Genomic DNA, 19,376 nt, shown 5'->3' on the forward strand with positions numbered 1-19,376 from the left:
AAGAAATAAAGTATATATAGCTCAATAGTAGCATGAGCTTAATGACACTTTCGACAATGATTTGCCCTGTATGAGATGGGAAAATCGGTCTCGTTAATTCAGCTAATAGTGCAGGAACTGCTGTGAAAATGACTTTACCGAATATGAAAGATAAAACGCCAACTGCTGCAACTCCTAATACCATCGTTAATTTTGATTGTTCTTCTTTTTTATTTGCAATTTGTTCATCATCTTCTGGGTGGACATCAAATCGTTCTGAAGCGAAGTTTAAATGCTTTGCTCCATTCGCACTTGCGTCCACAATGGCGGCAATACCTCGTAAAAATGGAATTTTTTTTAGGATAGATAATGCTTTATTACGAACGCGTGGTAATCGATAAAATTCAATCGATTTATCTTTACGACGAACCGCTGTAACAGTATATTCTCTACCGCCAAACATAACTCCTTCTATGACTGCTTGCCCGCCATATATTTGTTTTGACTCTTCTGCCATGTTAACACCAACCTGTATTTGTTTCTCTCTTATGTAGAAAAAGAGGCAATTGTCATACTGGGTTCTGTCGTTTTGAAATAAGACAATCACCGAGTTTCCTTTATTTTATCGACAAATACAAGTATATGACAAGAGAAAATGTTACGAGAGTCGGACATTTCTTATTCTTTTTATAGACAAATTTCGCAGTATTTAAACATGCTTCAAAATAGTTTCGGGCATACTATTGAGCGGAGGTGTTGATGTGAGTCAAGAACAATTAGGAACAAGGAATTATGTGCAAATCGGTTTGTTTGGTGGAATTTTTTGGGGAGGAATATGGTATTTCCTTCATATATTTTCATTCACGGAAGCGGGACCTAATTATTTACTGTTACCATTTGCGTTTGGGAGTTGGAAAGAAGGGATATGGGGCAATCTGTCAGGAATTGTTTGCATGGGACTTCTTTCAATCTTGATTTCCTTTTTGTATAAAGCGTTTTTGGCGAAATTTGAAGGAATCATTCCAGGGATTATTTATGGGCTATTTTGGTGGGCGTTACTGTTTTTCGGAATGGGTTTAATGGCACCTGTTATTAAAAGTGCGTTCAATTTGCCGAAAGAGACGATTGTGACGACAATATGTATTTTTATATTGTATGGTGTGTTTATTGCATACTCTGTTTCTTACGCAGTAAATAGTAATAAAGCGGAGCAAGAAGGAGAAGAGAAGACGAACTATTCAAATAAGTAACTCCTATGTTAAAATGTTGTATAGATATTTAATATTAAGGAGTTTTAAGAATATGAAAAAGTTACTCCTCGTAAACGGTCCTAACTTAAATCGCCTCGGTGTTCGTGAGGTAAATGTATATGGAAAGGGCACGTTAGCGACACTTGAAGCAGATATGAAGCAAGAAGCAAAAACAATGGGAGTGGAGTTAGAATGTTTCCAATCGAATCATGAAGGTGCGATTATCGATCGTCTTCATGAGGCTGAAGATATATATGAAGGGATCATTTTAAATCCTGGAGCATTTACGCATTATAGCTATGCAATTCGAGATGCAATTGCGAGCATTTCGATTCCTGTTATTGAAGTACATATCTCTAACATTCACCAGCGTGAATCGTTCCGTCACGAATCTGTGACGGCGGCTGTTTGTGCAGGACAAATTGTTGGATTTGGTTTTTATGGCTATAAGTTAGCGTTATTTGCATTAATGGAGAAATTAAGGGAGGCATAAAGTCATGGAGAAAATCGAAAGATTAAGAAGCGCATTTGCTGAGGCTGGTATCGACGGTATTTTATTAACAAATGAACATAGTCGTAGATACATGGCTAACTTCACTGGAACAGCTGGAGTTGTACTTATTTCAAAAGAGCGTGCTCAATTTATTACGGATTTTCGTTATGTAGAGCAGGCTAGTAAACAAGCTGTTGGATATGAAATCGTGCAGCATGCGGGATTAATTATTGATGAAGTTGCAAAGCAAGTGAAAGAACTTGGAATTCAAAAGCTTGGCTTTGAGCAGGATACTCTTACATATAGCTCTTACGTAACGCATAATGAGGCGATCGAAGCTGAATTTATCCCGACTTCTGGGCTTGTAGAAAAGTTACGCTTGATAAAGACTGATTCAGAGATTAAGATATTAAAGGAAGCTGCACAGATTGCAGATGCTGCCTTTGAGCATATTCTATCATTCATTCGCCCGGGAGTATCTGAAATTGAAGTGTCAAATGAACTTGAATTTTTCATGAGAAAACAAGGAGCAACATCTTCTTCGTTTGATATTATCGTTGCTTCAGGTCTTCGTTCGGCATTACCGCACGGCGTGGCATCTGAAAAAGTGATAGAAACAGGAGATTTCGTTACATTAGACTTCGGCGCTTATTACAAAGGGTATTGTTCTGATATTACTCGTACAATTGCAGTCGGTGAACCATCTGATAAATTAAAAGAAATTTATAATGTCGTTTTAGAAGCACAATTACGTGGTGTAAACGGTATTAAAGCTGGTTTAACAGGCCGCGAGGCAGATGCATTAACGCGTGATTACATAACGGAAAAAGGATATGGTGAATACTTTGGACACTCTACTGGTCATGGAATCGGCCTTGAAATCCATGAAGCGCCAGGTTTAGCGTTCCGTTCTGATACAGTACTTGAACCAGGTATGGCTGTAACAGTAGAACCAGGTATTTATATTCCAGGTATTGGCGGCGTACGTATTGAAGATGATATCATTGTAACGAGTGAAGGTAATGAAGTAATTACGAAATCACCAAAAGAACTTATTATTTTGTAATACACAGGAGGATTTTTTTACATGATTTCAGTAAACGATTTTCGTACAGGTTTAACAATTTCAGTGGACAATGCCCTTTGGCAAGTACTTGATTTCCAACACGTAAAGCCAGGTAAAGGTGCTGCATTCGTTCGTTCTAAACTACGTAACCTTCGCACAGGTTCTGTTCAAGAGAAAACATTCCGTGCAGGTGAAAAAGTAGAAAAAGCACACATCGAAAACCGTCGTATGCAATACTTATACGCGAGCGGTGAGGCTCATGTATTTATGGATAACGGAACTTATGAGCAAATCGAACTTGGTGAAAACCAAATCGAGCGCGAATTAAAATTCCTAAAAGAAAACATGGAAGTATCTATTATGACATACCAAGGTGAAGTACTTGGTGTTGAACTTCCAAACACAGTTGAATTAAAAGTTACAGAAACAGAGCCTGGTATTAAAGGTGACACAGCTTCTAACGTAACAAAACCAGCTACATTAGAAACTGGTCTTGTTGTACAAGTACCAATCTTCATTAACGAAGGCGAAATGCTTATCATCAACACTGGTGAAGGTAAATACGTTTCTCGTGCATAGTAAAAAAGCACTCGTGATTATCACGAGTGCTTTTTTATAGAAAATAGGGCATATAGTAAATTGCGGTGACAACAAAACTAACTAAAACAAGTGAAAGAGTACCCGCTATATATGGTGTGAAAATGAATTGAAATGGTTTTATTTCACCAGTCTCAACACCAGTTAATGTTTTACTTATTGCGTGATCTGTAATGTTATTTCTATGGTTACTCATAATAATTAACCACATAATTGCAAATATTGCTAGACTGCCAAGGAAAAAGGTCTCTATAAATGACCAACCGACCAATAATGAAAAAAGATAAATAAGAGCTAATTCTACTACAATTGTTAAACTAATTTTCAAAACCTTCATATTTTCCCCCCTCATTTTGTACGTCCAGCCAATTTAAAAATTTCTTACGCGATACGACATGCAGTACGCAAGGTGATTTTACTTCTTTCTCCAGTGCAGCATGTTCGCCTGGAAACTTGTTTTTCACATGCAATGAAATGTAAGGTAGTTTTTCTTGTGCTTTTAACGAGCGAATGTTAGTCGTTTTAGCACCAGTGAATACGTATGTAAGTTGTAAGTCTAAAAAAGCGATTTTAAAGATTTCTTTTTTAGCTGCCTCATTATACCCTTTACCCCAATATGGATAGCCAAGCCAACTACCAATGTGAGATTGTTTCTTCCCATAATTAATATGTTTAAGTGTGGTGAGGCCAAGTATTTCATTCTCTTCATTTACAATCATTCTCGATAAAGACTTCTTTTGGCGCTCTTCTTCTATTGCAAAAAGAAGAAATGCTTTCGTGTCTTCGACTTTTTCTACCTGTATTCCTAATGCATTTTTTACGTGTGGTTCACTTGATAGCTCAAAAAGCACATTTGCATAGCGTAAATCAAGTGGTAATAAAGTAACGTGCTGCATCGTCTATACCCCTTTTAAATTAAATATACCATAATATACCATTAAAAAACACGAATATTCAGATTTAAATAAAGGTGTTAGAGAAAAATTATGTTTTTACTTCTGAAATAGACAACCTCTGCATATGGTTGTACAAATATATTCTTTTTTGGAATGTAGAATTCGTAACCGTTACGGGAGAAGGTGGGAGAATGAAACAGTGGCTAGCGGCAATGGAAACATCCGTGCTCGTAATGGGGTTACTTCGGTTGTTTTCGGGTAGCGCGGAAATATTCGCCGCTTTGCTTATGCTTTACGTGAATGATGCGAAGAAAGCATTGTTTATAAATGGTATGTTGGCGTTTGTTGGACCGACCGTATTAATTTTAACAATGACAATAGGCATAGCGAGTGTAGCGAGCGAAATTTCTTTCTTGAAACTCTTTTTTCTGGCACTTGGAATTGGCTGCATTTTTATCGCATTGTTGAAATAGTAAGTCGAGTATAGTGGGGAGAAGCCTATGAAAGAAGTATTAGAGGTTTTACCAAAAATGATGAAACAGTTAGTTGAAAGTTGTAAGCAATACAATACTTTAGAGGAAATTCGTGTTCGAATTGGAAGACCGCTAGAGTGTATTGCGCATGGAGAGGTGTTTTTTTACGACTATATCGCTACAGCAGAAGATGCAAGTTACTTATTGAATAAGTTAAGTCAATTCTCAATTTATACGATGGAAGAGGAATTGAAACGTGGGTATGTGACACTTCGAGGAGGACATAGAATTGGCCTAGCAGGAAAAGTCATTACAGAGAAAAGTACAGTGAAAATGATTCGTGATGTCTCTTCATTTAATATTCGTATTTCTCGTCAAAAAATAGGAATAGCTGAGCCGCTTTTGCCGTATTTGTATGAATCAAGATGGTTAAACACGATGGTAATTGGCCCGCCGCAAACGGGGAAAACGACACTTTTAAGAGATGTAGCACGTTGCATGAGTCAAGGGGTTGGTACGTCGAAAATTCCTTCTTGCAAAGTGGGGATTGTTGATGAGCGGTCAGAAATTGCTGGATGTGTGAAAGGAATCCCTCAGTATGAATTTGGTACACGAGTAGATGTGTTAGACGCATGTCCAAAGGCTGAAGGAATGATGATGATGATTCGTTCTATGAGTCCAGATGTTTTGATCGTAGATGAGATTGGACGTAAAGAAGATAGTGAAGCAATTATGGAGGCGGTGCATGCAGGGGTCCAGCTTTTTATAAGTGCACACGGGTTTTCTTATGATGATGTTGTGAAACGTCCATCGCTACAGGCAGTGCTGGAGCTTGGCATATTTGATAGGTTTGTGGAGTTATCAAAAGCAAGAGGCCCAGGAACAGTTATGCAAGTGAAAGATAGATATGGAAAACCAGTACTACCGAATCGAAAGGCTGGGGGCGTATGGTGAAAATAATTGGTGCAGTGTTAATCGTTGCGGTCAGCACTTTTTTCGGGTTTTCATACGCAAAAAGATATAGTGAGAGGCCGCGGCAACTTAGACTATTAAAATCGGCACTCCAATCATTAGAGGCAGAAATTATGTATGGGCACACACCTTTATCTGAAGCCGCCGAACGATTAGTTAAACAAATGCCCAAGCCATTAAATTGGATATTTCAAAGTTTCGCCAAAAAACTAGAAAACGGGGAACAAACAGTAAGGGAAGCTTGGATAGAAAGTTTGAAAGAGAATTGGAAGTTAACAGCATTTCAACAAACCGAGTATGAAATCTTGCAGCAATTTGGTGAAACACTTGGACAACATGATCGTGAATCACAACAAAAACATATTCGATTATGTATTACACATTTAGAGAGAGAGGAAGAAGAAGCGAAAGCGTTACAACTGCAATATGAAAAAATGATTAAGAGCTTAGGGGTACTAGCGGGGCTACTTATCGTAATTTTACTGCTATAGGAGGGAGAAAGGCGATGTCCATTGATGTTGGATTAATATTTCAAATCGCCGGAATCGGCATTGTTTTAGCTTTCATTCATACCGTATTAAAAGAATTAAAACGAGAGGATATTGCAAATTGGGTTATCCTTGTCGGTTTTGTCGTCATTCTATTCCATGTTGCATTTTTAATTAATACGTTGTTCGACAAGATTAAAAGTGTCTTTCTCTTCCAGTAAAGGAGGCGGTTCGAATCGAAATTATACAAATTGTCGGATTAGGCCTCGTTGCTACGTTTTTAGCAGCTGTTTTGAATCAGCATAAATCTAGCATTACATCGCTATTTATTGTTTTTGTAGGTAGCGTAATGTTTCTTATTTTAATCGATCAAATTCACTCTATTTTACAAATGATTGAGAGAGTAGCGAGTGAAGCGAAAGTTAGCAACGTCTATGTAGAAACGTTACTGAAAATTATTGGGATTGCTTATATCGCTGAGTTTGGAGCGCAAATTACAAAAGATGCTGGGCAAGGTGCAATCGCTTCGAAAATTGAACTAGCTGGTAAAATCTTAATTCTCGTTATGGCAATTCCTATTTTGACAGTCGTAATTGAAACTATTCTCGGATTTTTACCGACGGGATAAGGGGGAGTGAATGTTGAGGAAGTTTGGAGCTAAGCTGCTATTTGCTTGCTTCCTTTTCTTTTCTTTACCGGTTGTTGTACAAGCTTCTCCTGTAGAAACAAACGTCGTTGATCAACAATTGGATAAGCTCGGAATTGAAGATGTGAAGCAATTTTGGGACGGGCTTGTTACAAAATATGGAGGTTATTTACCAGAGAGTCAAAAAGGAAGCTTTATGGAGTTTGTAAAGGGAGAAAAAGAATTCTCTATAAAAGAATGGATGCTAGGTTTATTAAAATATTTGTTTCACGAGCTTGCTGCAAATGGAAAGCTACTTGGAACACTCATTATGCTCACAATTTTTAGTGCATTGTTGCAATCACTGCAATCTGCCTTTTCAAAGAGTAGTGTAAGTAAAATTGCCGATGCAGTTGTATATATGGTGCTTATTATTTTTGCTTTAAATAGTTTTTATGTGGTTATGACATATGCAAGAGAAACGATACAAACAATGGTAGATTTCATATTAGCGCTATTACCAATCTTGCTTGCACTCATAGCAACTGGAGGCGGTGTTGTATCTGTATCGTTTTTTCATCCGATTATCATTTTCTTAATGAATACGAGTGGGCTTCTTATGAATTACATCGTTCTACCACTTTTATTACTTGCAACGATATTAAGTATTGTAAGTACGATGAGTGATCAATATAAAGTTACGAAATTGTCCAAGCTTCTGCAAAACGTTAGCGTTGGGATTATCGGGATCTTTTTAACGATTTTTTTAGGAGTATTATCTGTACAAGGAACAGCGACAGCGGTTGCTGATGGGATAGCTGTGAAAACTGCTAAATTTGTAACAGGGAACTTTATTCCTGTAGTTGGAAGGATGTTTACAGAGGCAGCGGATACTGTTATTAGTGCGTCGGGGTTATTAAAAAATACAGTCGGAATTATAGGGCTCGTTATGTTATGTTTAATTGTCGCTTTTCCAGCGATTCAAATTTTTTGTATCGCGTTTATTTATAAATTCGCAGCAGCAGTATTGCAACCAGTTGGCGGAGGAGCAATTATTCAATGTTTAGATATCATTGGACGAAGCATCATTTACGTGTTTGCTTGCTTAGCTATCGTATCATTTATGTTCTTTTTAAGTATCACAATTATTATTGCTGCGGGGAACATTACGCTTATGATGCGATAGGAGGTGAAGAGTATGCAATTTGTTACAGAGTGGATTAGAAATATTATCGTTTTTTTACTCTTAGCGACAATGCTTCATCTTATTCTTCCAAACTCGAATTTGCAAAAATACGTTAAATTCGTCGTAAGTCTACTATTAGTTGTATTAATTTTAACACCTCTTTTTAAACTGTTGCAAACAGATGTAAATGAAGTAATCGCAAATTTTAATGAAGAAAAGTATGTAGCAGAGGGATCTGTAAAAAATTCAATAGATTCGAAGAAAAAAGAAATACAAGCTCTAACACGTGCATATAGTTTAGAAGAGATGGCTACCAAAATGAAAAAAGAAGTAGGAAAAGAGTTTGAGAAAAAGTATGGTATGACAGTCTCTGAAATACAAATAGTCGCAACGGAAAGGGTAGAAGAAGTAAAGTCAGCCAAAGATATTCAATCTGTTGTTGTGACGTTGAAAGAAAAAGAACGCAGTAAAAATGACGCAATTGAAACAGTAAAGCCAATTGAAATTAATACGAATGAACCTCCAAAAAAGGTAGAAGAAACGAATGTAGAAATGAAAGATTTCTTTTCAAGCAGGTGGCAACTAGAGAATAAACAAATCCAAGTTCAAACGGAAGGGAGGACAGGTAGAGTAAATGGACAATAAAGATAAAAATTCGAAGTTCTCATTTTTTCGAAACTTATTGAATGGGGATCAAAAAGAAAGCAACGAGAAGGGGAAAAAGGTAACACCTAAGTTTTTACTTGTCCTACTCATACTTGGAATTTTGCTTATGTTTTCTAGTAGTCTCTTTTCAAGTAAAAAAGAAGAAGTACCTGTATTTAAAGAACAAAAAACTCAAAACCAAGAAAAAGACGTACCAACTTTCGGACAAAAAAGTAATGATAGTATGTCAAATGTAGAAAAATATGAAAAAGCGTATGAACAAGAATTAAAAGCTGCTTTAGAAGAAATAGCAGGAGTAAAAGACGTAACGATTAAGGTGAATTTAGATTCATCTGAAGAAAAAATTTTAGAAAAAAATACAGTGAAACGCTCACAAACAACAGGTGAAACAGATAAAACAGGCGGTAAGAGGGAAGTAGAGGACGAGTCTCTTGATGAAAAGACTGTCATTATACGTGAAGGTGATAAAGAAACTCCCGTTGTTTTACGGACAGAGAAACCGAAAGTACGAGGTGTTCTCGTCGTAGCAAAAGGAGTGGATAATATACAAGTTAAAGCAATGGTAAAAGAAGCTGTGATAAGGCTGCTAGATGTACCAGCCCATCGTGTTTCAGTTTCACCGAAAAATTGATAGGGAGGAAATAAAGTGTTAAAAAAACAAACGGTTTGGCTATTAACAATGTTAAGTTTAGTTGTTGTACTATCTGTGTATTACGTAACAACTCCTGACAAAATGAATACAGCATCGCCGGCAACAGGTGAAAAGATTGGACAAGAAAAACAAGGTACTGACAAAGCAGTAACAAACGAAACGCCAAATAAAGAAACAACAAAAGAAACTCCAAGCAAGGAAACACCAAATAAAGAGACAACAAATAAAGAGACAGATAAAAAAGAAAATGCTAAAAAAGAAACAAGTAAAAAAGAGGGGAATGTATCAGTTCAATCGAGTGATGAGAATTTCACAGCTTTACGTATGCAAATGGAAGATAAGCGTAGTGCTGAAAGAGAAAAATTACAAAATGTAATAAAGTCTTCTAACGCTACTGCTGAAGAAAGAAGTAAGGCGAAAGATGGTATGGATGCAATCGCTACAATGGAAACAAAAGAAGGTTTACTTGAAACAGTTATTAAAGCTCAAGGAGGATATAAAGATGCCCTTGTAAGAGCTGATGGAACTGACATTAGAGTAACAGTGAAGGCAGCGAAACATTCACAAAAAGAAGCGAACAAAATTATACAGCTTGTAAGAAGTGAAGGCGGTTCTAAAGATGTAGGTGTGAAATTTGATCCATCAGCAAAATAAGTAGAATTTTAATCCGTGGGGGATTTCCCCCACGGATTATTAATTTTTACTAATCGCATTGTTTGTAAATAAGAACATAGAGTACTTCAAAATAATTAGATAAAAATAATAATAGAAAAAAGCTATCACTTTCGATAGTTTTTTTCTATTTCGTCTTTGTATGTGTTTTTACTATGTTCAACTCGGAATGGAGAAATACGTTGTGAATAAAAAATTAGCGGTTCATGGTGATGATGATTACTTTTTCCAGATTTGACGTGGATGAAGAGAACGAATGCCCAAACCATTACGGCAGGTAAGAAGAGCATGAGCCATATCATATGTCCACACCTCGATACAATATATTTTCTACACTTTGAACATACTATTCTTATATGAAGGAATGATGAACGGCGTGTAAACAAAAAAATAATATTTGGTAAAAATATGTTATGAACCGTAGATGTGGTGAAGAGTGGAGCGGCAATTAGATGTGTACTGTGTAGCATTTTGAAAAGGTAAGGAATGTTTTTTAGGAAGTGGTCTTGCCAATTTCGTGTGAAACTTGGTATTATTACTAGGTAATAATTTTTTTATTGGAATAATATTTTTACAGGAGTTTCGATTTATTATAAAGAAATATAAATTGGAATGTTTAAAAAATTTATCGTAAGATGGAAATAGTAAATATTTCTATTAGTAAATAAAATAAATTTTCTAATAGAATACATCGTATTTTTACAGTCAATCTAGTGTTAGTGATGAGAATCTGTAAAAACGGGACAAACAAGAGTATGGGAGTGGATTTTACATGTTTAAAATTCAAGAAGTTCGTGAATTAATTAAATTAATTGATAGCTCTAATATTGATGAATTTGAATACAAAAAAGACGGTACAACAATCAAAATGAAAAAGCGTGGTAATGAAGTTGTTGCGATGCAAGCACCTGTAGCGAAACAAGCTATGCAACCAGTAGCATCTGTTGAAGTTGAAACAGCAGTAGCGGCAGCGCAAGTAGAAGCACCAAAACAAGAAGAGAAGAAAGCTGTTCAAGATGAAAACCTACATAAGATTACCTCACCAATGGTAGGTACATTCTATTCTTCATCTTCACCTGATACACCTCCATATGTAAGTGTTGGAGACAGGGTATCGAAAGATTCTATCGTATGTATTGTCGAGGCTATGAAGTTATTTAACGAAATTGACGCTGATGTAGAGGGCGAAATTGTTGAGGTTCTTGTTAATAACGGACAGCTTGTTGAGTATGGACAACCGCTATTTCTTGTGAAAGCGTAATAAGGGAGTCTTTGTGATGATAAAAAAAGTATTAATAGCCAATCGTGGGGAAATTGCTGTACGAATTATTCGTGCTTGTAAAGAAATGGATATTGAAACAGTTGCGATTTATTCAGAAGCAGATAAAGAGTCACTTCACGTACAAATTGCAGATGAGGCGTATTGTGTAGGACCAACAGTTTCAAAAGAAAGTTATTTAAATTTGACGAACATTATTAGCGTTGCGAAGTTAACGGGCTGCGATGCTATCCATCCGGGATACGGATTTTTAGCAGAGAATGCAGATTTCGCAGAGTTATGCCGTGAATGTAACTTAATTTTTATCGGTCCAAGTCCAGAAGCTATTTCAAAGATGGGCACAAAAGACGTTGCTCGTGATACAATGGAAAAAGCAGGGGTTCCGATTGTACCAGGTTCACAAGGGATTATAAAAAATACCGAGGAAGCGATCGAGCTTGCAAATCAAATTGGATATCCAGTTATTATTAAAGCGACTGCAGGTGGCGGCGGAAAAGGTATTCGTGTTGCACGTCATGAAGAAGAGCTTGTAAAAGGAATTCAAATTACACAGCAAGAAGCTAGTACCGCTTTTGGGAACCCTGGTGTATACTTAGAAAAGTACGTTGAAGATTTCCGCCATGTTGAGATTCAAATAATGGCAGATACACACGGAAATGCCATTCATTTAGGAGAGCGTGATTGTACAATTCAGCGCCGTTTGCAGAAACTATTAGAAGAAAGTCCATCACCTGCACTTGATGAAAATGTTCGCAAGCAGATGGGTGAAGCGGCAGTTAAAGCGGCGGTAGCGGTTGATTATACAGGTGCTGGTACGGTTGAGTTTATTTATGAATATAAAACGAAAAGCTTTTATTTCATGGAGATGAATACGAGAATTCAAGTTGAGCATCCGGTTACTGAAATGGTGACAGGAATGGACTTAATTAAAGAGCAAATTCTTGTTGCTTCTGGAGAAAAGTTATCGTTACAGCAAGAAGAAGTACAATTTAATGGTTGGGCAATTGAATGCCGAATTAATGCGGAAAACCCTGCCAAAAAATTTATGCCATCTCCAGGTAAAGTAGAAATGTACTTACCACCAGGCGGATTTGGTATTCGCGTCGATTCAGCTGTATATCCGGGATATTCAATCCCACCTTTCTATGATTCGATGGTTGCTAAATTAATTGTTCACGGAAAAACACGTGAAGAGGCAATTGCAAAAATGAAGCGTGCACTCAGTGAGTTTGTCATTGAAGGCGTACATACAACAATCCCGTTCCATTTGCAATTGTTAGATCATCCTGATTTTGTAAAAGGTGAGTTTAATACGAAGTTTTTGGAAGAGCATGAACTTGTGACGCAGTGATACATTAAAGGAGGTTTTTTTCATGGCTGAACATATGTTAGATATGGGTCAAGATACAACTCTTGGTAAAGTAGAAATTGCACCAGAAGTAATTGAAGTAATTGCAGGTATTGCAGCTGCTGAGGTAGAAGGTGTGGCGGCAATGCGTGGTAATTTTGCTACAGATGTTGTTGAGAAGTTAGGTAAGAAAAATCATGGTAAAGGTGTAAAGGTTGAATTAGCAAACGAAGATATTATCGTTGACCTTTATGTTGTAATGTATTTTGGTGTAGCAATTCCAGTTGTTGCACAAAAGATTCAAGACAATATTCGCCAAGCACTCTTTACAATGACAGGACTTGAGCCAAAAGAAGTGAATGTTCACATCGTTGGCGTAACATTCGAAACACAAAAAACAGAAATTGAACCAGTGTAAGAATGAAAAAGGTGCCTAGTAACATAGGCATCTTTTTTATCGTTTCATTTCTTCACAAATTACAACCCTCTAATTGTTATACTATTTCAAAAAATAAGAAATAAAAAAGAAAATGTTTCGTTTTTCCAAAAAACGTACATTGTGATAAGATATGGAACTTGAAGTTAATCTTTTTATTATTTTTCAGCCTTGTAACCCGTGTGTGAAACGATAAATTGTGTTATTATCATTGTATTATAAGGTTGGAAAATCAATGAAAACTGTAAGAGTAAGTGAATTGACGGCTTATAAATTATAATAATATAACAAAGCATAAGGAAAGACTTGAAGCATAAAGGAGAGTTACAATGAAACGTAGGACGGCTAGAGAAAGAGCTATGCAAGCATTATACCAAATGGATATTACAGGTGAATTAGAACCGAAGGTAGCGGTGGAAAATACGCTAGATGAAGGTGAAGAAACAAATGAGTTTTTAGAATCACTTGTTGTAGGATTTGTAGACAATAAAGAAGAGATTGACGCAGCAATTCGTCAAAACTTAAAAAAGTGGAAGCTTGAGCGTATTAGTATTGTTGATCGCAGTATTTTACGTGTAGCTGTGTATGAAATGAAGTACATGGAAGAAATTCCACACAACGTAACAATTAACGAGGCAATTGAAATTGCTAAAACATTTGGGGATGAGGAATCTCGTCGTTTTATTAACGGCGTTTTATCTAATATAAAAGATACACTGTAATTTCTTTAAGGGGGAATCTTAAAATGGTAGCAGTAATCATCAAAGGAAATGAAGTTGCGGAGAAAAAACGAGCACAATTAACAGAAGAAGTTGTGAAGTTGAAAGAGCAAGGGATTGTACCAGGATTAGCAGTGATTTTAGTGGGAGAAGATCCAGCATCTCGTTCTTACGTAAAAGGAAAAGAAAAAGGCTGTGAACAAGTAGGAATTTATTCTGAGCTAATTGAACTTCCTGAAACGATTACTGAGGAACGTTTGCTTGCTGAAATCGATCGCTTAAATGGCGATGACCGCATTAATGGCATATTAGTGCAATTACCTTTACCAAAACATATTGAAGAAAAAGCTATCATTGAAAGAATTTCACCAGAAAAGGATGTAGATGGATTTCACCCAATCAGCGTGGGACGTATGATGACGGGACAAGATACATTCCTTCCATGTACACCGCATGGTATTGTAGAATTAGTAAAAGAAACGAATCTTGATATTTCGGGAAAACATGTTGTAATAATTGGAAGAAGTAATATTGTCGGCAAACCAGTGGGGCAATTGTTCTTAAATGAAAATGCAACTGTCACATATTGTCATTCTAAGACGCAAAATATTAAAGAATTATCGAAGTTAGCTGATATTTTAATCGTAGCTGTTGGACGACCTAAAATGGTAACAGCTGATTATATGAAAGAAGGCGCGGTTGTAATTGACGTTGGTGTGAATCGATTAGAAACAGGCAAGCTTTGTGGTGATGTTGACTTTGACAACGTGTTAGACGTTGCGGGTTACATTACGCCTGTGCCAAAGGGTGTTGGTCCAATGACGATTACAATGCTTCTTCATAATACTGTTGAATCTGCCAAACGCGCAGGTGTCGTTTGTAAATAATTTGAGTCGGCTATGAGGAGAGAGAAATGGAGAAACAATATTTAACCGTTACAGCATTAACACGCTATATAAAAACAAAAATAGAATATGACCCGCATTTACAGTCTGTTTGGTTAAAAGGTGAAATTTCCAACTTTAAAAATCATAGTCGTGGTCACATGTATTTTACATTGAAAGACGAAAATGCCAGAATCGCAGCGGTTATGTTTGCGGGCCATAATCGTAATATTAAATTCAGACCTGAAAATGGGATGAAGGTACTTGTAAAAGGGAAAATCTCTGTTTACGAGGCGAGTGGTTCTTATCAAATTTATATTCAAGACATGCAACCTGACGGAGTCGGAAATTTGCATTTGGCTTACGAACAATTAAAAGTTCGTTTAGAGGAAGAAGGATTGTTTTCTCAAGTTTATAAAAAAATAATCCCTCCTTATGCTAAAACAATAGGGGTAATTACGTCGCCAACAGGAGCTGCGATTCGTGATATCATAACAACGATTAAACGTCGTTATCCAATTGGGAATGTTATTGTATTTCCAGTACTTGTACAGGGGGAGTCAGCAGCTCCCTCGATTGTACAAGCGATTCGTACAGCGAATGAAATGGGAGATATAGATGTATTAATTGTTGGGCGCGGGGGAGGTTCTATTGAGGAATTATGGGCTTTCAATGAGGAAGTGGTTGCAAGAGCAATCTTTAAGAGCGAAATTCCTATTATTTCAGCAGTAGGGCATGAAACAGATTTTACAATCGCAGATTTTGTTGCCGATTTACGTGCACCAACACCGACTGCAGCAGCTGAACTAGCAGCACCGAACGTTATAGAGTTACAAGAAAAGGTATTACAAAGAACTCTAAGATTGCAAAGAACAATGAGAGAGTTAGTACATAAAAAAGAAGAAAAATTACAAGTATTGCAAAAATCTTATGCATTCCGTTATCCAAGACAAGTATATGAACAAAAGGAAGAGCAATTAGATAGAGCGTTAGAACAGCTTGTTTTAGCGAAAGAGCGCTACATTGATAAAAAGGTGAATCAGTTAAAACAGCTTTCATTTTATTTAGAGAAGCACCACCCGTCTCAAAAAATTATACAAACAAAGGTAGCGATTGAAACGTTGCAAAAGCAATTACAACGTGAAATGCAAACATTACTTCAAACGAAAGAATTTGCCTTTGTAAGAGCTGCTCAAAAACTTGAAGCATTAAGTCCGCTTAAAGTAATGATGAGAGGGTACGGGCTTGTATATGATGAAGAGAAGCAAGTGTTAAAAAGTGTGAAAGATGTCAGCCTTGGAGATGCTGTTTCAGTTCAATTACAAGATGGAATACTAGATTGTAGCGTATCAGGCATAGAGGAGCGTGAATTGAATAATGGAAAATAAAGTGAGTTTTGAAGAGGCAATTTCGCAACTTGAGCATCTCGTATCTAAGCTAGAGCAAGGTGATGTACCTTTAGAAGAAGCGATTTCTTATTTTAAAGAGGGTATGGAATTATCTAAGCTTTGCGATGAGAAGTTGAAGAACGTACAAGAACAAATGGCAGTTATTCTTGGAGAAGATGGAGAGCTTGAACCGTTTACTGCTTTAGGAGATGAAGCATAGTGACAATCGCTTTTGATACTTTTTTGAAAGAAAGTAAAACTTTCGTAGAAGAGAAGCTTGTAAGCTATGCAAATGAATTACAATGTCCAAATGTACTTCGGGAAGCGATGGCATATTCTTTGGAAGCGGGTGGAAAACGTCTCCGCCCGTTACTTTTATTTGCAACATTACAAGCGTTTGGGAAAGAAAGAAATCTTGGAGTAGGTGCAGCTTGTGCTCTTGAAATGATACATACATACTCGTTAGTTCATGATGATTTACCTTGTATGGATGATGATGATTTAAGAAGAGGAAAGCCCACGAATCATAAAGTATTTGGTGAAGCAATGGCAGTTTTAGCAGGAGATGGTTTGTTGACGTATGCTTTTCAAATTGTTATGGCATATGAGCAAAAAGAAATCTCTGCTGAAAAAAAAGTAAGACTTGTACTTGAGCTTGCAAAAGCAGCTGGGCCGGAAGGAATGGTTGGCGGACAAGTGGCGGATATGGAAGCTGAAGGGAAACAACTTACGATTGATGAGTTAGAGTATATTCATAAGCATAAGACCGGGAAACTACTTGAATTCGCTGTACTTGCGGGAGCGATACTTTCTAATGCTACAAAAGAGCAGGAAGAAAAGTTACTTGAGTTTGCAAAAAATATTGGCCTAGCTTTCCAAATTCGAGATGATATTTTAGATGTAGAAGGAACCGAAGAAGAGATTGGAAAACCGATTGGTAGTGATGTTTCCAACGAAAAGAGCACATATACGACGTTATTTACTGTAGATAGAGCAAAGAATATTTTAGAAGAAACAATTGCAAAAGCAAAAGATGCGATTAGCTCCTTGCAATTACAAGATGAATATTTACTATCTATTTGCGATTTGATTGCAAAACGTAATAACTAATATAACAGCGTTTTCATTTGTTGAGTCATTCATCATTTTATGATATAAATGTAGGAAAAGGTTTTTCTTTTCTTGTTATTGGCAAAAATATATGTAGATTACATTGCCGTTATCACTTCGTGTTAGCGGCTATTTTTTTCAACGCATAAAGAAATATGGTTTATAATAGGATTAGGGCACAATAGACTGGTTGATAGCAGGGTAAGATAAAGGATAGAAAAGAAAATTTCTTGTGTTGTGTAAATGTTTTTTATAATATTTGACATGTTGACAGATTATGAAATGAAAGTGAGTGATCCATGTGGATCTAACGCAAATTCAAAACCCTAGTTTTTTGAAAGATATGTCTATCAGTGAACTAGAGGGATTGAGTGAGGATATTCGTAAATTTTTAATTGAAGAGCTCTCTCAAACAGGTGGACATATTGCACCTAACTTAGGTGTAGTAGAACTCACAATTGCTCTGCATAAATTATTTGATAGTCCGAAAGATAAATTTTTATGGGATGTAGGACATCAATCCTATGTACATAAAATTTTAACAGGACGTGCGAAGGAATTCGGTACATTAAGGCAATATCAAGGTCTATGTGGTTTTCCAAAACGTTGTGAGAGTGAGCACGATGTATGGGAAACAGGTCATAGCTCGACATCACTATCTGCTGCAATGGGAATGGCTTTAGCACGTGATTTAAAGAAAACGAAAGAATATGTTATACCAATCATTGGAGATGGTGCTTTAACAGGTGGAATGGCCTTAGAGGCATTGAACCATATTGGGCATGAAAAAACAGACATGATTGTTATTTTGAATGACAATGAAATGTCAATTGCACCAAACGTTGGTGCGCTTCATAATGTACTTGGTCGTTTACGTACCGCAGGAAAATACCATTGGGTAAAAGATGAACTAGAGTATATATTGAAAAAAATCCCAGCAGTCGGTGGAAAAGTGGCTGCAACAGCAGAGAAAATAAAAGATAGTCTTAAATATTTACTAGTATCAGGCGTCTTTTTCGAAGAGTTAGGCTTTACATATTTAGGTCCAGTCGATGGGCACGATTATGAAAAGTTATTCGAAACGTTGCAATATGCAAAGAAAACAAAAGGTCCAGTACTTGTTCATGTGATTACGAAAAAAGGAAAAGGTTATAAACCAGCTGAGAGTGACGTAATTGGAACTTGGCATGGAACAGGCCCGTATAAAATTGAGTCAGGTGACTTCGTTAAACCGAAGGAAGTTGCACCAGCATGGAGTGCTGTTGTTAGTGAAACAGTACTTAAGTTGGCGAGAGAAGATGAGCGTATTGTTGCAATTACGCCTGCAATGCCTGTTGGATCGAAACTTGAGAAATTCCAAAAGGAATTCCCGAATCGTATGATCGATGTAGGTATTGCAGAACAGCATGCTACAACAATGGCAGCAGGTATGGCAACGCAAGGGATGAAACCATTCTTAGCAATTTATTCAACGTTTTTACAAAGAGCATATGACCAAGTTGTTCATGATATATGTCGTCAAAATTTAAATGTTTTCATCGGAATAGATCGCTCTGGATTAGTAGGAGCAGACGGTGAAACACATCAAGGTGTATTTGATATCTCGTTTTTACGTCATTTACCGAATATGGTAATAATGATGCCAAAAGATGAAAATGAAGGGCAACATTTAGTGTATACGGCGATGCAATATGAAGATGGACCAATCGCTTTACGTTATGCACGTGGTAATGGTCTTGGCGTTCATATGGACGAAGAATTAAAGGCAATTCCAATCGGCACATGGGAAACGTTAAAAGAAGGTACGCAGGCAGCTATTTTAACATTTGGTACGACAATTCCAATGGCAATGGAAGCAGCAGAGCGTCTTGAAAAGGCTGGAGTTTCAGTGAAAGTAGTGAACGCTCGCTTTATTAAACCAATGGATGAAGCGTATTTACATGATCTCTTAGGAAAAAATATACCGATTTTAACGATTGAAGAAGCTTGTTTAATCGGTGGTTTTGGAACTGGAGTAGTTGAATTTGCATCTGAGAACGGATACCATAGTGCATTAATTGAAAGAATGGGTATTCCAGATCGTTTCATAGAGCACGGTAGTGTAACAAAATTATTAGAAGAAATTGGTTTAACGACAGATGCTGTTGTAGACCGTATTCATACAATGATTCCATCAAAACAAAAAAGGGCGTAACAA

Annotated in this window: 26 protein-coding genes; 22 read left to right on the forward strand and 4 right to left on the reverse strand. The window is 36.8% G+C overall.

All coding sequences use genetic code 11. The annotated features are described in order from the left end of the window. On the reverse strand, positions 1–496 hold a 496-nt coding region (locus JDS92_RS10805; protein ID WP_199631923.1), incomplete at its 3' end, for a DUF1385 domain-containing protein. Positions 497–740: 244 nt separating this feature from the next. On the opposite strand from JDS92_RS10805, the gene JDS92_RS10810 reads away from it, so the two are divergent. From JDS92_RS10810 to efp, 4 genes are read left to right on the forward strand one after another with little or no spacing between them, the layout of a single operon-like run. Beyond that, complete coding sequence (locus tag JDS92_RS10810; RefSeq protein ID WP_000076902.1) at positions 741–1,229, forward strand: YqhR family membrane protein; 489 nt, start codon at positions 741–743, stop codon at positions 1,227–1,229. A 52-nt stretch (positions 1,230–1,281) separates the two neighbouring features. Beyond that, complete coding sequence (gene aroQ, locus JDS92_RS10815) at positions 1,282–1,722, forward strand: type II 3-dehydroquinate dehydratase (RefSeq protein WP_000735144.1); 441 nt, start codon at positions 1,282–1,284, stop codon at positions 1,720–1,722. A 4-nt stretch (positions 1,723–1,726) separates the two neighbouring features. After that, positions 1,727–2,788, forward strand: a complete 1,062-nt coding sequence (pepQ, locus tag JDS92_RS10820) for a Xaa-Pro dipeptidase (protein WP_000411034.1) — start codon at positions 1,727–1,729, stop codon at positions 2,786–2,788. A gap of 21 nt (positions 2,789–2,809) precedes the next feature. Then, the gene (gene efp, locus JDS92_RS10825; protein WP_000626519.1) at positions 2,810–3,367 is read left to right on the forward strand and encodes an elongation factor P; all 558 of its coding nucleotides are present in this window, start codon (positions 2,810–2,812) and stop codon (positions 3,365–3,367) included. A 34-nt stretch (positions 3,368–3,401) separates the two neighbouring features. Here efp and JDS92_RS10830 read toward each other — a convergent pair whose 3' ends face one another. Next, positions 3,402–3,722, reverse strand: coding sequence for a hypothetical protein (locus tag JDS92_RS10830; protein WP_000866179.1), 321 nt, complete (start codon positions 3,720–3,722; stop codon positions 3,402–3,404). Beyond that, the gene (locus tag JDS92_RS10835; protein WP_001164998.1) at positions 3,703–4,281 is read right to left on the reverse strand and encodes a GNAT family N-acetyltransferase; all 579 of its coding nucleotides are present in this window, start codon (positions 4,279–4,281) and stop codon (positions 3,703–3,705) included. Before JDS92_RS10835 ends, JDS92_RS10830 begins: the two co-directional genes overlap by 20 nt. 191 nt (positions 4,282–4,472) lie before the next feature. Here JDS92_RS10835 and JDS92_RS10840 point away from each other — a divergent pair, with 191 nt between their 5' ends. From JDS92_RS10840 to JDS92_RS10880, 9 genes are read left to right on the forward strand one after another with little or no spacing between them, the layout of a single operon-like run. Continuing rightward, positions 4,473–4,754 carry a YqhV family protein gene (locus JDS92_RS10840; RefSeq protein ID WP_000816054.1) on the forward strand — a complete coding sequence of 94 codons (282 nt, stop codon included), beginning with the start codon at positions 4,473–4,475 and terminating at the stop codon, positions 4,752–4,754. 27 nt (positions 4,755–4,781) lie between these two features. Further along, positions 4,782–5,708, forward strand: coding sequence for a stage III sporulation protein AA (gene spoIIIAA / locus JDS92_RS10845; protein ID WP_097957949.1), 927 nt, complete (start codon positions 4,782–4,784; stop codon positions 5,706–5,708). After that, complete coding sequence (gene spoIIIAB / locus JDS92_RS10850) at positions 5,702–6,217, forward strand: stage III sporulation protein SpoIIIAB (RefSeq protein WP_015000953.1); 516 nt, start codon at positions 5,702–5,704, stop codon at positions 6,215–6,217. The genes spoIIIAA and spoIIIAB overlap by 7 nt, the downstream gene beginning before the upstream one ends. Before the next feature lie 14 nt (positions 6,218–6,231). Then, positions 6,232–6,435 (forward strand): stage III sporulation protein AC, encoded by a 204-nt coding sequence (gene spoIIIAC, locus JDS92_RS10855; protein WP_000020914.1) that lies wholly within the window; start codon positions 6,232–6,234, stop codon positions 6,433–6,435. A gap of 23 nt (positions 6,436–6,458) precedes the next feature. Continuing rightward, complete coding sequence (gene spoIIIAD, locus JDS92_RS10860; RefSeq protein ID WP_077393170.1) at positions 6,459–6,842, forward strand: stage III sporulation protein AD; 384 nt, start codon at positions 6,459–6,461, stop codon at positions 6,840–6,842. A 10-nt stretch (positions 6,843–6,852) separates the two neighbouring features. Beyond that, positions 6,853–8,025 (forward strand): stage III sporulation protein AE, encoded by a 1,173-nt coding sequence (gene spoIIIAE, locus JDS92_RS10865; protein WP_097957951.1) that lies wholly within the window; start codon positions 6,853–6,855, stop codon positions 8,023–8,025. 12 nt (positions 8,026–8,037) lie between these two features. Beyond that, entirely contained in the window at positions 8,038–8,670 is a 633-nt protein-coding gene (gene spoIIIAF, locus JDS92_RS10870; protein WP_001161043.1) for a stage III sporulation protein AF, read from the forward strand. After that, positions 8,660–9,322, forward strand: a complete 663-nt coding sequence (gene spoIIIAG / locus JDS92_RS10875; RefSeq protein WP_000368888.1) for a stage III sporulation protein AG — start codon at positions 8,660–8,662, stop codon at positions 9,320–9,322. The genes spoIIIAF and spoIIIAG overlap by 11 nt, the downstream gene beginning before the upstream one ends. 15 nt (positions 9,323–9,337) lie before the next feature. Next, complete coding sequence (locus JDS92_RS10880; protein ID WP_000914719.1) at positions 9,338–9,997, forward strand: SpoIIIAH-like family protein; 660 nt, start codon at positions 9,338–9,340, stop codon at positions 9,995–9,997. A 125-nt stretch (positions 9,998–10,122) separates the two neighbouring features. Here JDS92_RS10880 and JDS92_RS10885 read toward each other — a convergent pair whose 3' ends face one another. Next, positions 10,123–10,317 (reverse strand): hypothetical protein, encoded by a 195-nt coding sequence (locus JDS92_RS10885; protein WP_000638007.1) that lies wholly within the window; start codon positions 10,315–10,317, stop codon positions 10,123–10,125. Positions 10,318–10,787: 470 nt separating this feature from the next. On the opposite strand from JDS92_RS10885, the gene accB reads away from it, so the two are divergent. The 9 genes from accB (at position 10,788) to dxs (ending at position 19,373) form a co-directional block, all read left to right on the forward strand. Next, complete coding sequence (gene accB / locus JDS92_RS10890) at positions 10,788–11,276, forward strand: acetyl-CoA carboxylase biotin carboxyl carrier protein (RefSeq protein WP_000472855.1); 489 nt, start codon at positions 10,788–10,790, stop codon at positions 11,274–11,276. A gap of 16 nt (positions 11,277–11,292) precedes the next feature. Continuing rightward, positions 11,293–12,645: an acetyl-CoA carboxylase biotin carboxylase subunit gene (gene accC / locus JDS92_RS10895; protein WP_000592880.1), complete on the forward strand. Its 1,353-nt coding sequence runs from the start codon at positions 11,293–11,295 to the stop codon at positions 12,643–12,645. A 22-nt stretch (positions 12,646–12,667) separates the two neighbouring features. After that, positions 12,668–13,060 (forward strand): Asp23/Gls24 family envelope stress response protein, encoded by a 393-nt coding sequence (locus JDS92_RS10900; RefSeq protein WP_000807630.1) that lies wholly within the window; start codon positions 12,668–12,670, stop codon positions 13,058–13,060. Between the two features lie 347 nt (positions 13,061–13,407). After that, positions 13,408–13,800 carry a N utilization substance protein NusB gene (gene nusB / locus JDS92_RS10905; RefSeq protein ID WP_000830246.1) on the forward strand — a complete coding sequence of 131 codons (393 nt, stop codon included), beginning with the start codon at positions 13,408–13,410 and terminating at the stop codon, positions 13,798–13,800. A gap of 23 nt (positions 13,801–13,823) precedes the next feature. After that, positions 13,824–14,684 (forward strand): bifunctional methylenetetrahydrofolate dehydrogenase/methenyltetrahydrofolate cyclohydrolase FolD, encoded by an 861-nt coding sequence (gene folD, locus JDS92_RS10910; RefSeq protein WP_000226729.1) that lies wholly within the window; start codon positions 13,824–13,826, stop codon positions 14,682–14,684. Positions 14,685–14,710: 26 nt separating this feature from the next. Continuing rightward, entirely contained in the window at positions 14,711–16,069 is a 1,359-nt protein-coding gene (gene xseA, locus JDS92_RS10915; RefSeq protein ID WP_199631924.1) for an exodeoxyribonuclease VII large subunit, read from the forward strand. After that, entirely contained in the window at positions 16,059–16,289 is a 231-nt protein-coding gene (xseB, locus tag JDS92_RS10920) for an exodeoxyribonuclease VII small subunit (protein ID WP_000428977.1), read from the forward strand. Before xseA ends, xseB begins: the two co-directional genes overlap by 11 nt. Beyond that, a complete protein-coding gene (ispA, locus tag JDS92_RS10925; RefSeq protein WP_000150368.1) occupies positions 16,289–17,179 on the forward strand; it encodes a (2E,6E)-farnesyl diphosphate synthase in 891 nt (296 codons plus the stop codon). The genes xseB and ispA overlap by 1 nt, the downstream gene beginning before the upstream one ends. Before the next feature lie 301 nt (positions 17,180–17,480). Then, the gene (gene dxs / locus JDS92_RS10930; protein WP_000366442.1) at positions 17,481–19,373 is read left to right on the forward strand and encodes a 1-deoxy-D-xylulose-5-phosphate synthase; all 1,893 of its coding nucleotides are present in this window, start codon (positions 17,481–17,483) and stop codon (positions 19,371–19,373) included. The last annotated feature ends 3 nt before the right edge of the window (positions 19,374–19,376 follow it).

It is taken from the genome of Bacillus cereus group sp. N12 (genome assembly GCF_016483575.1).
Taxonomy (GTDB): Bacteria; Bacillota; Bacilli; order Bacillales; family Bacillaceae_G; genus Bacillus_A; species Bacillus_A toyonensis.

Excerpts from the sequence above, each read along its gene's own strand:
- JDS92_RS10840 (WP_000816054.1), top strand. The coding sequence starts at position 4,473 with ATGAAACAGTGGCTAGCGGCAATGGAAACATCCGTGCTCGTAATGGGG.
- JDS92_RS10835 (WP_001164998.1), bottom strand. The coding sequence starts at position 4,281 with ATGCAGCACGTTACTTTATTACCACTTGATTTACGCTATGCAAATGTG.
- nusB (WP_000830246.1), top strand. The coding sequence starts at position 13,408 with ATGAAACGTAGGACGGCTAGAGAAAGAGCTATGCAAGCATTATACCAA.
- spoIIIAE (WP_097957951.1), top strand. The coding sequence starts at position 6,853 with ATGTTGAGGAAGTTTGGAGCTAAGCTGCTATTTGCTTGCTTCCTTTTC.
- spoIIIAG (WP_000368888.1), top strand. The coding sequence starts at position 8,660 with ATGGACAATAAAGATAAAAATTCGAAGTTCTCATTTTTTCGAAACTTA.
- accB (WP_000472855.1), top strand. The coding sequence starts at position 10,788 with ATGTTTAAAATTCAAGAAGTTCGTGAATTAATTAAATTAATTGATAGC.
- folD (WP_000226729.1), top strand. The coding sequence starts at position 13,824 with ATGGTAGCAGTAATCATCAAAGGAAATGAAGTTGCGGAGAAAAAACGA.
- xseA (WP_199631924.1), top strand. The coding sequence starts at position 14,711 with ATGGAGAAACAATATTTAACCGTTACAGCATTAACACGCTATATAAAA.
- pepQ (WP_000411034.1), top strand. The coding sequence starts at position 1,727 with ATGGAGAAAATCGAAAGATTAAGAAGCGCATTTGCTGAGGCTGGTATC.
- spoIIIAC (WP_000020914.1), top strand. The coding sequence starts at position 6,232 with ATGTCCATTGATGTTGGATTAATATTTCAAATCGCCGGAATCGGCATT.
- spoIIIAB (WP_015000953.1), top strand. The coding sequence starts at position 5,702 with ATGGTGAAAATAATTGGTGCAGTGTTAATCGTTGCGGTCAGCACTTTT.
- aroQ (WP_000735144.1), top strand. The coding sequence starts at position 1,282 with ATGAAAAAGTTACTCCTCGTAAACGGTCCTAACTTAAATCGCCTCGGT.
- JDS92_RS10830 (WP_000866179.1), bottom strand. The coding sequence starts at position 3,722 with ATGAAGGTTTTGAAAATTAGTTTAACAATTGTAGTAGAATTAGCTCTT.
- spoIIIAF (WP_001161043.1), top strand. The coding sequence starts at position 8,038 with ATGCAATTTGTTACAGAGTGGATTAGAAATATTATCGTTTTTTTACTC.
- JDS92_RS10885 (WP_000638007.1), bottom strand. The coding sequence starts at position 10,317 with ATGATATGGCTCATGCTCTTCTTACCTGCCGTAATGGTTTGGGCATTC.
- accC (WP_000592880.1), top strand. The coding sequence starts at position 11,293 with ATGATAAAAAAAGTATTAATAGCCAATCGTGGGGAAATTGCTGTACGA.
- spoIIIAA (WP_097957949.1), top strand. The coding sequence starts at position 4,782 with ATGAAAGAAGTATTAGAGGTTTTACCAAAAATGATGAAACAGTTAGTT.
- xseB (WP_000428977.1), top strand. The coding sequence starts at position 16,059 with ATGGAAAATAAAGTGAGTTTTGAAGAGGCAATTTCGCAACTTGAGCAT.
- efp (WP_000626519.1), top strand. The coding sequence starts at position 2,810 with ATGATTTCAGTAAACGATTTTCGTACAGGTTTAACAATTTCAGTGGAC.
- JDS92_RS10900 (WP_000807630.1), top strand. The coding sequence starts at position 12,668 with ATGGCTGAACATATGTTAGATATGGGTCAAGATACAACTCTTGGTAAA.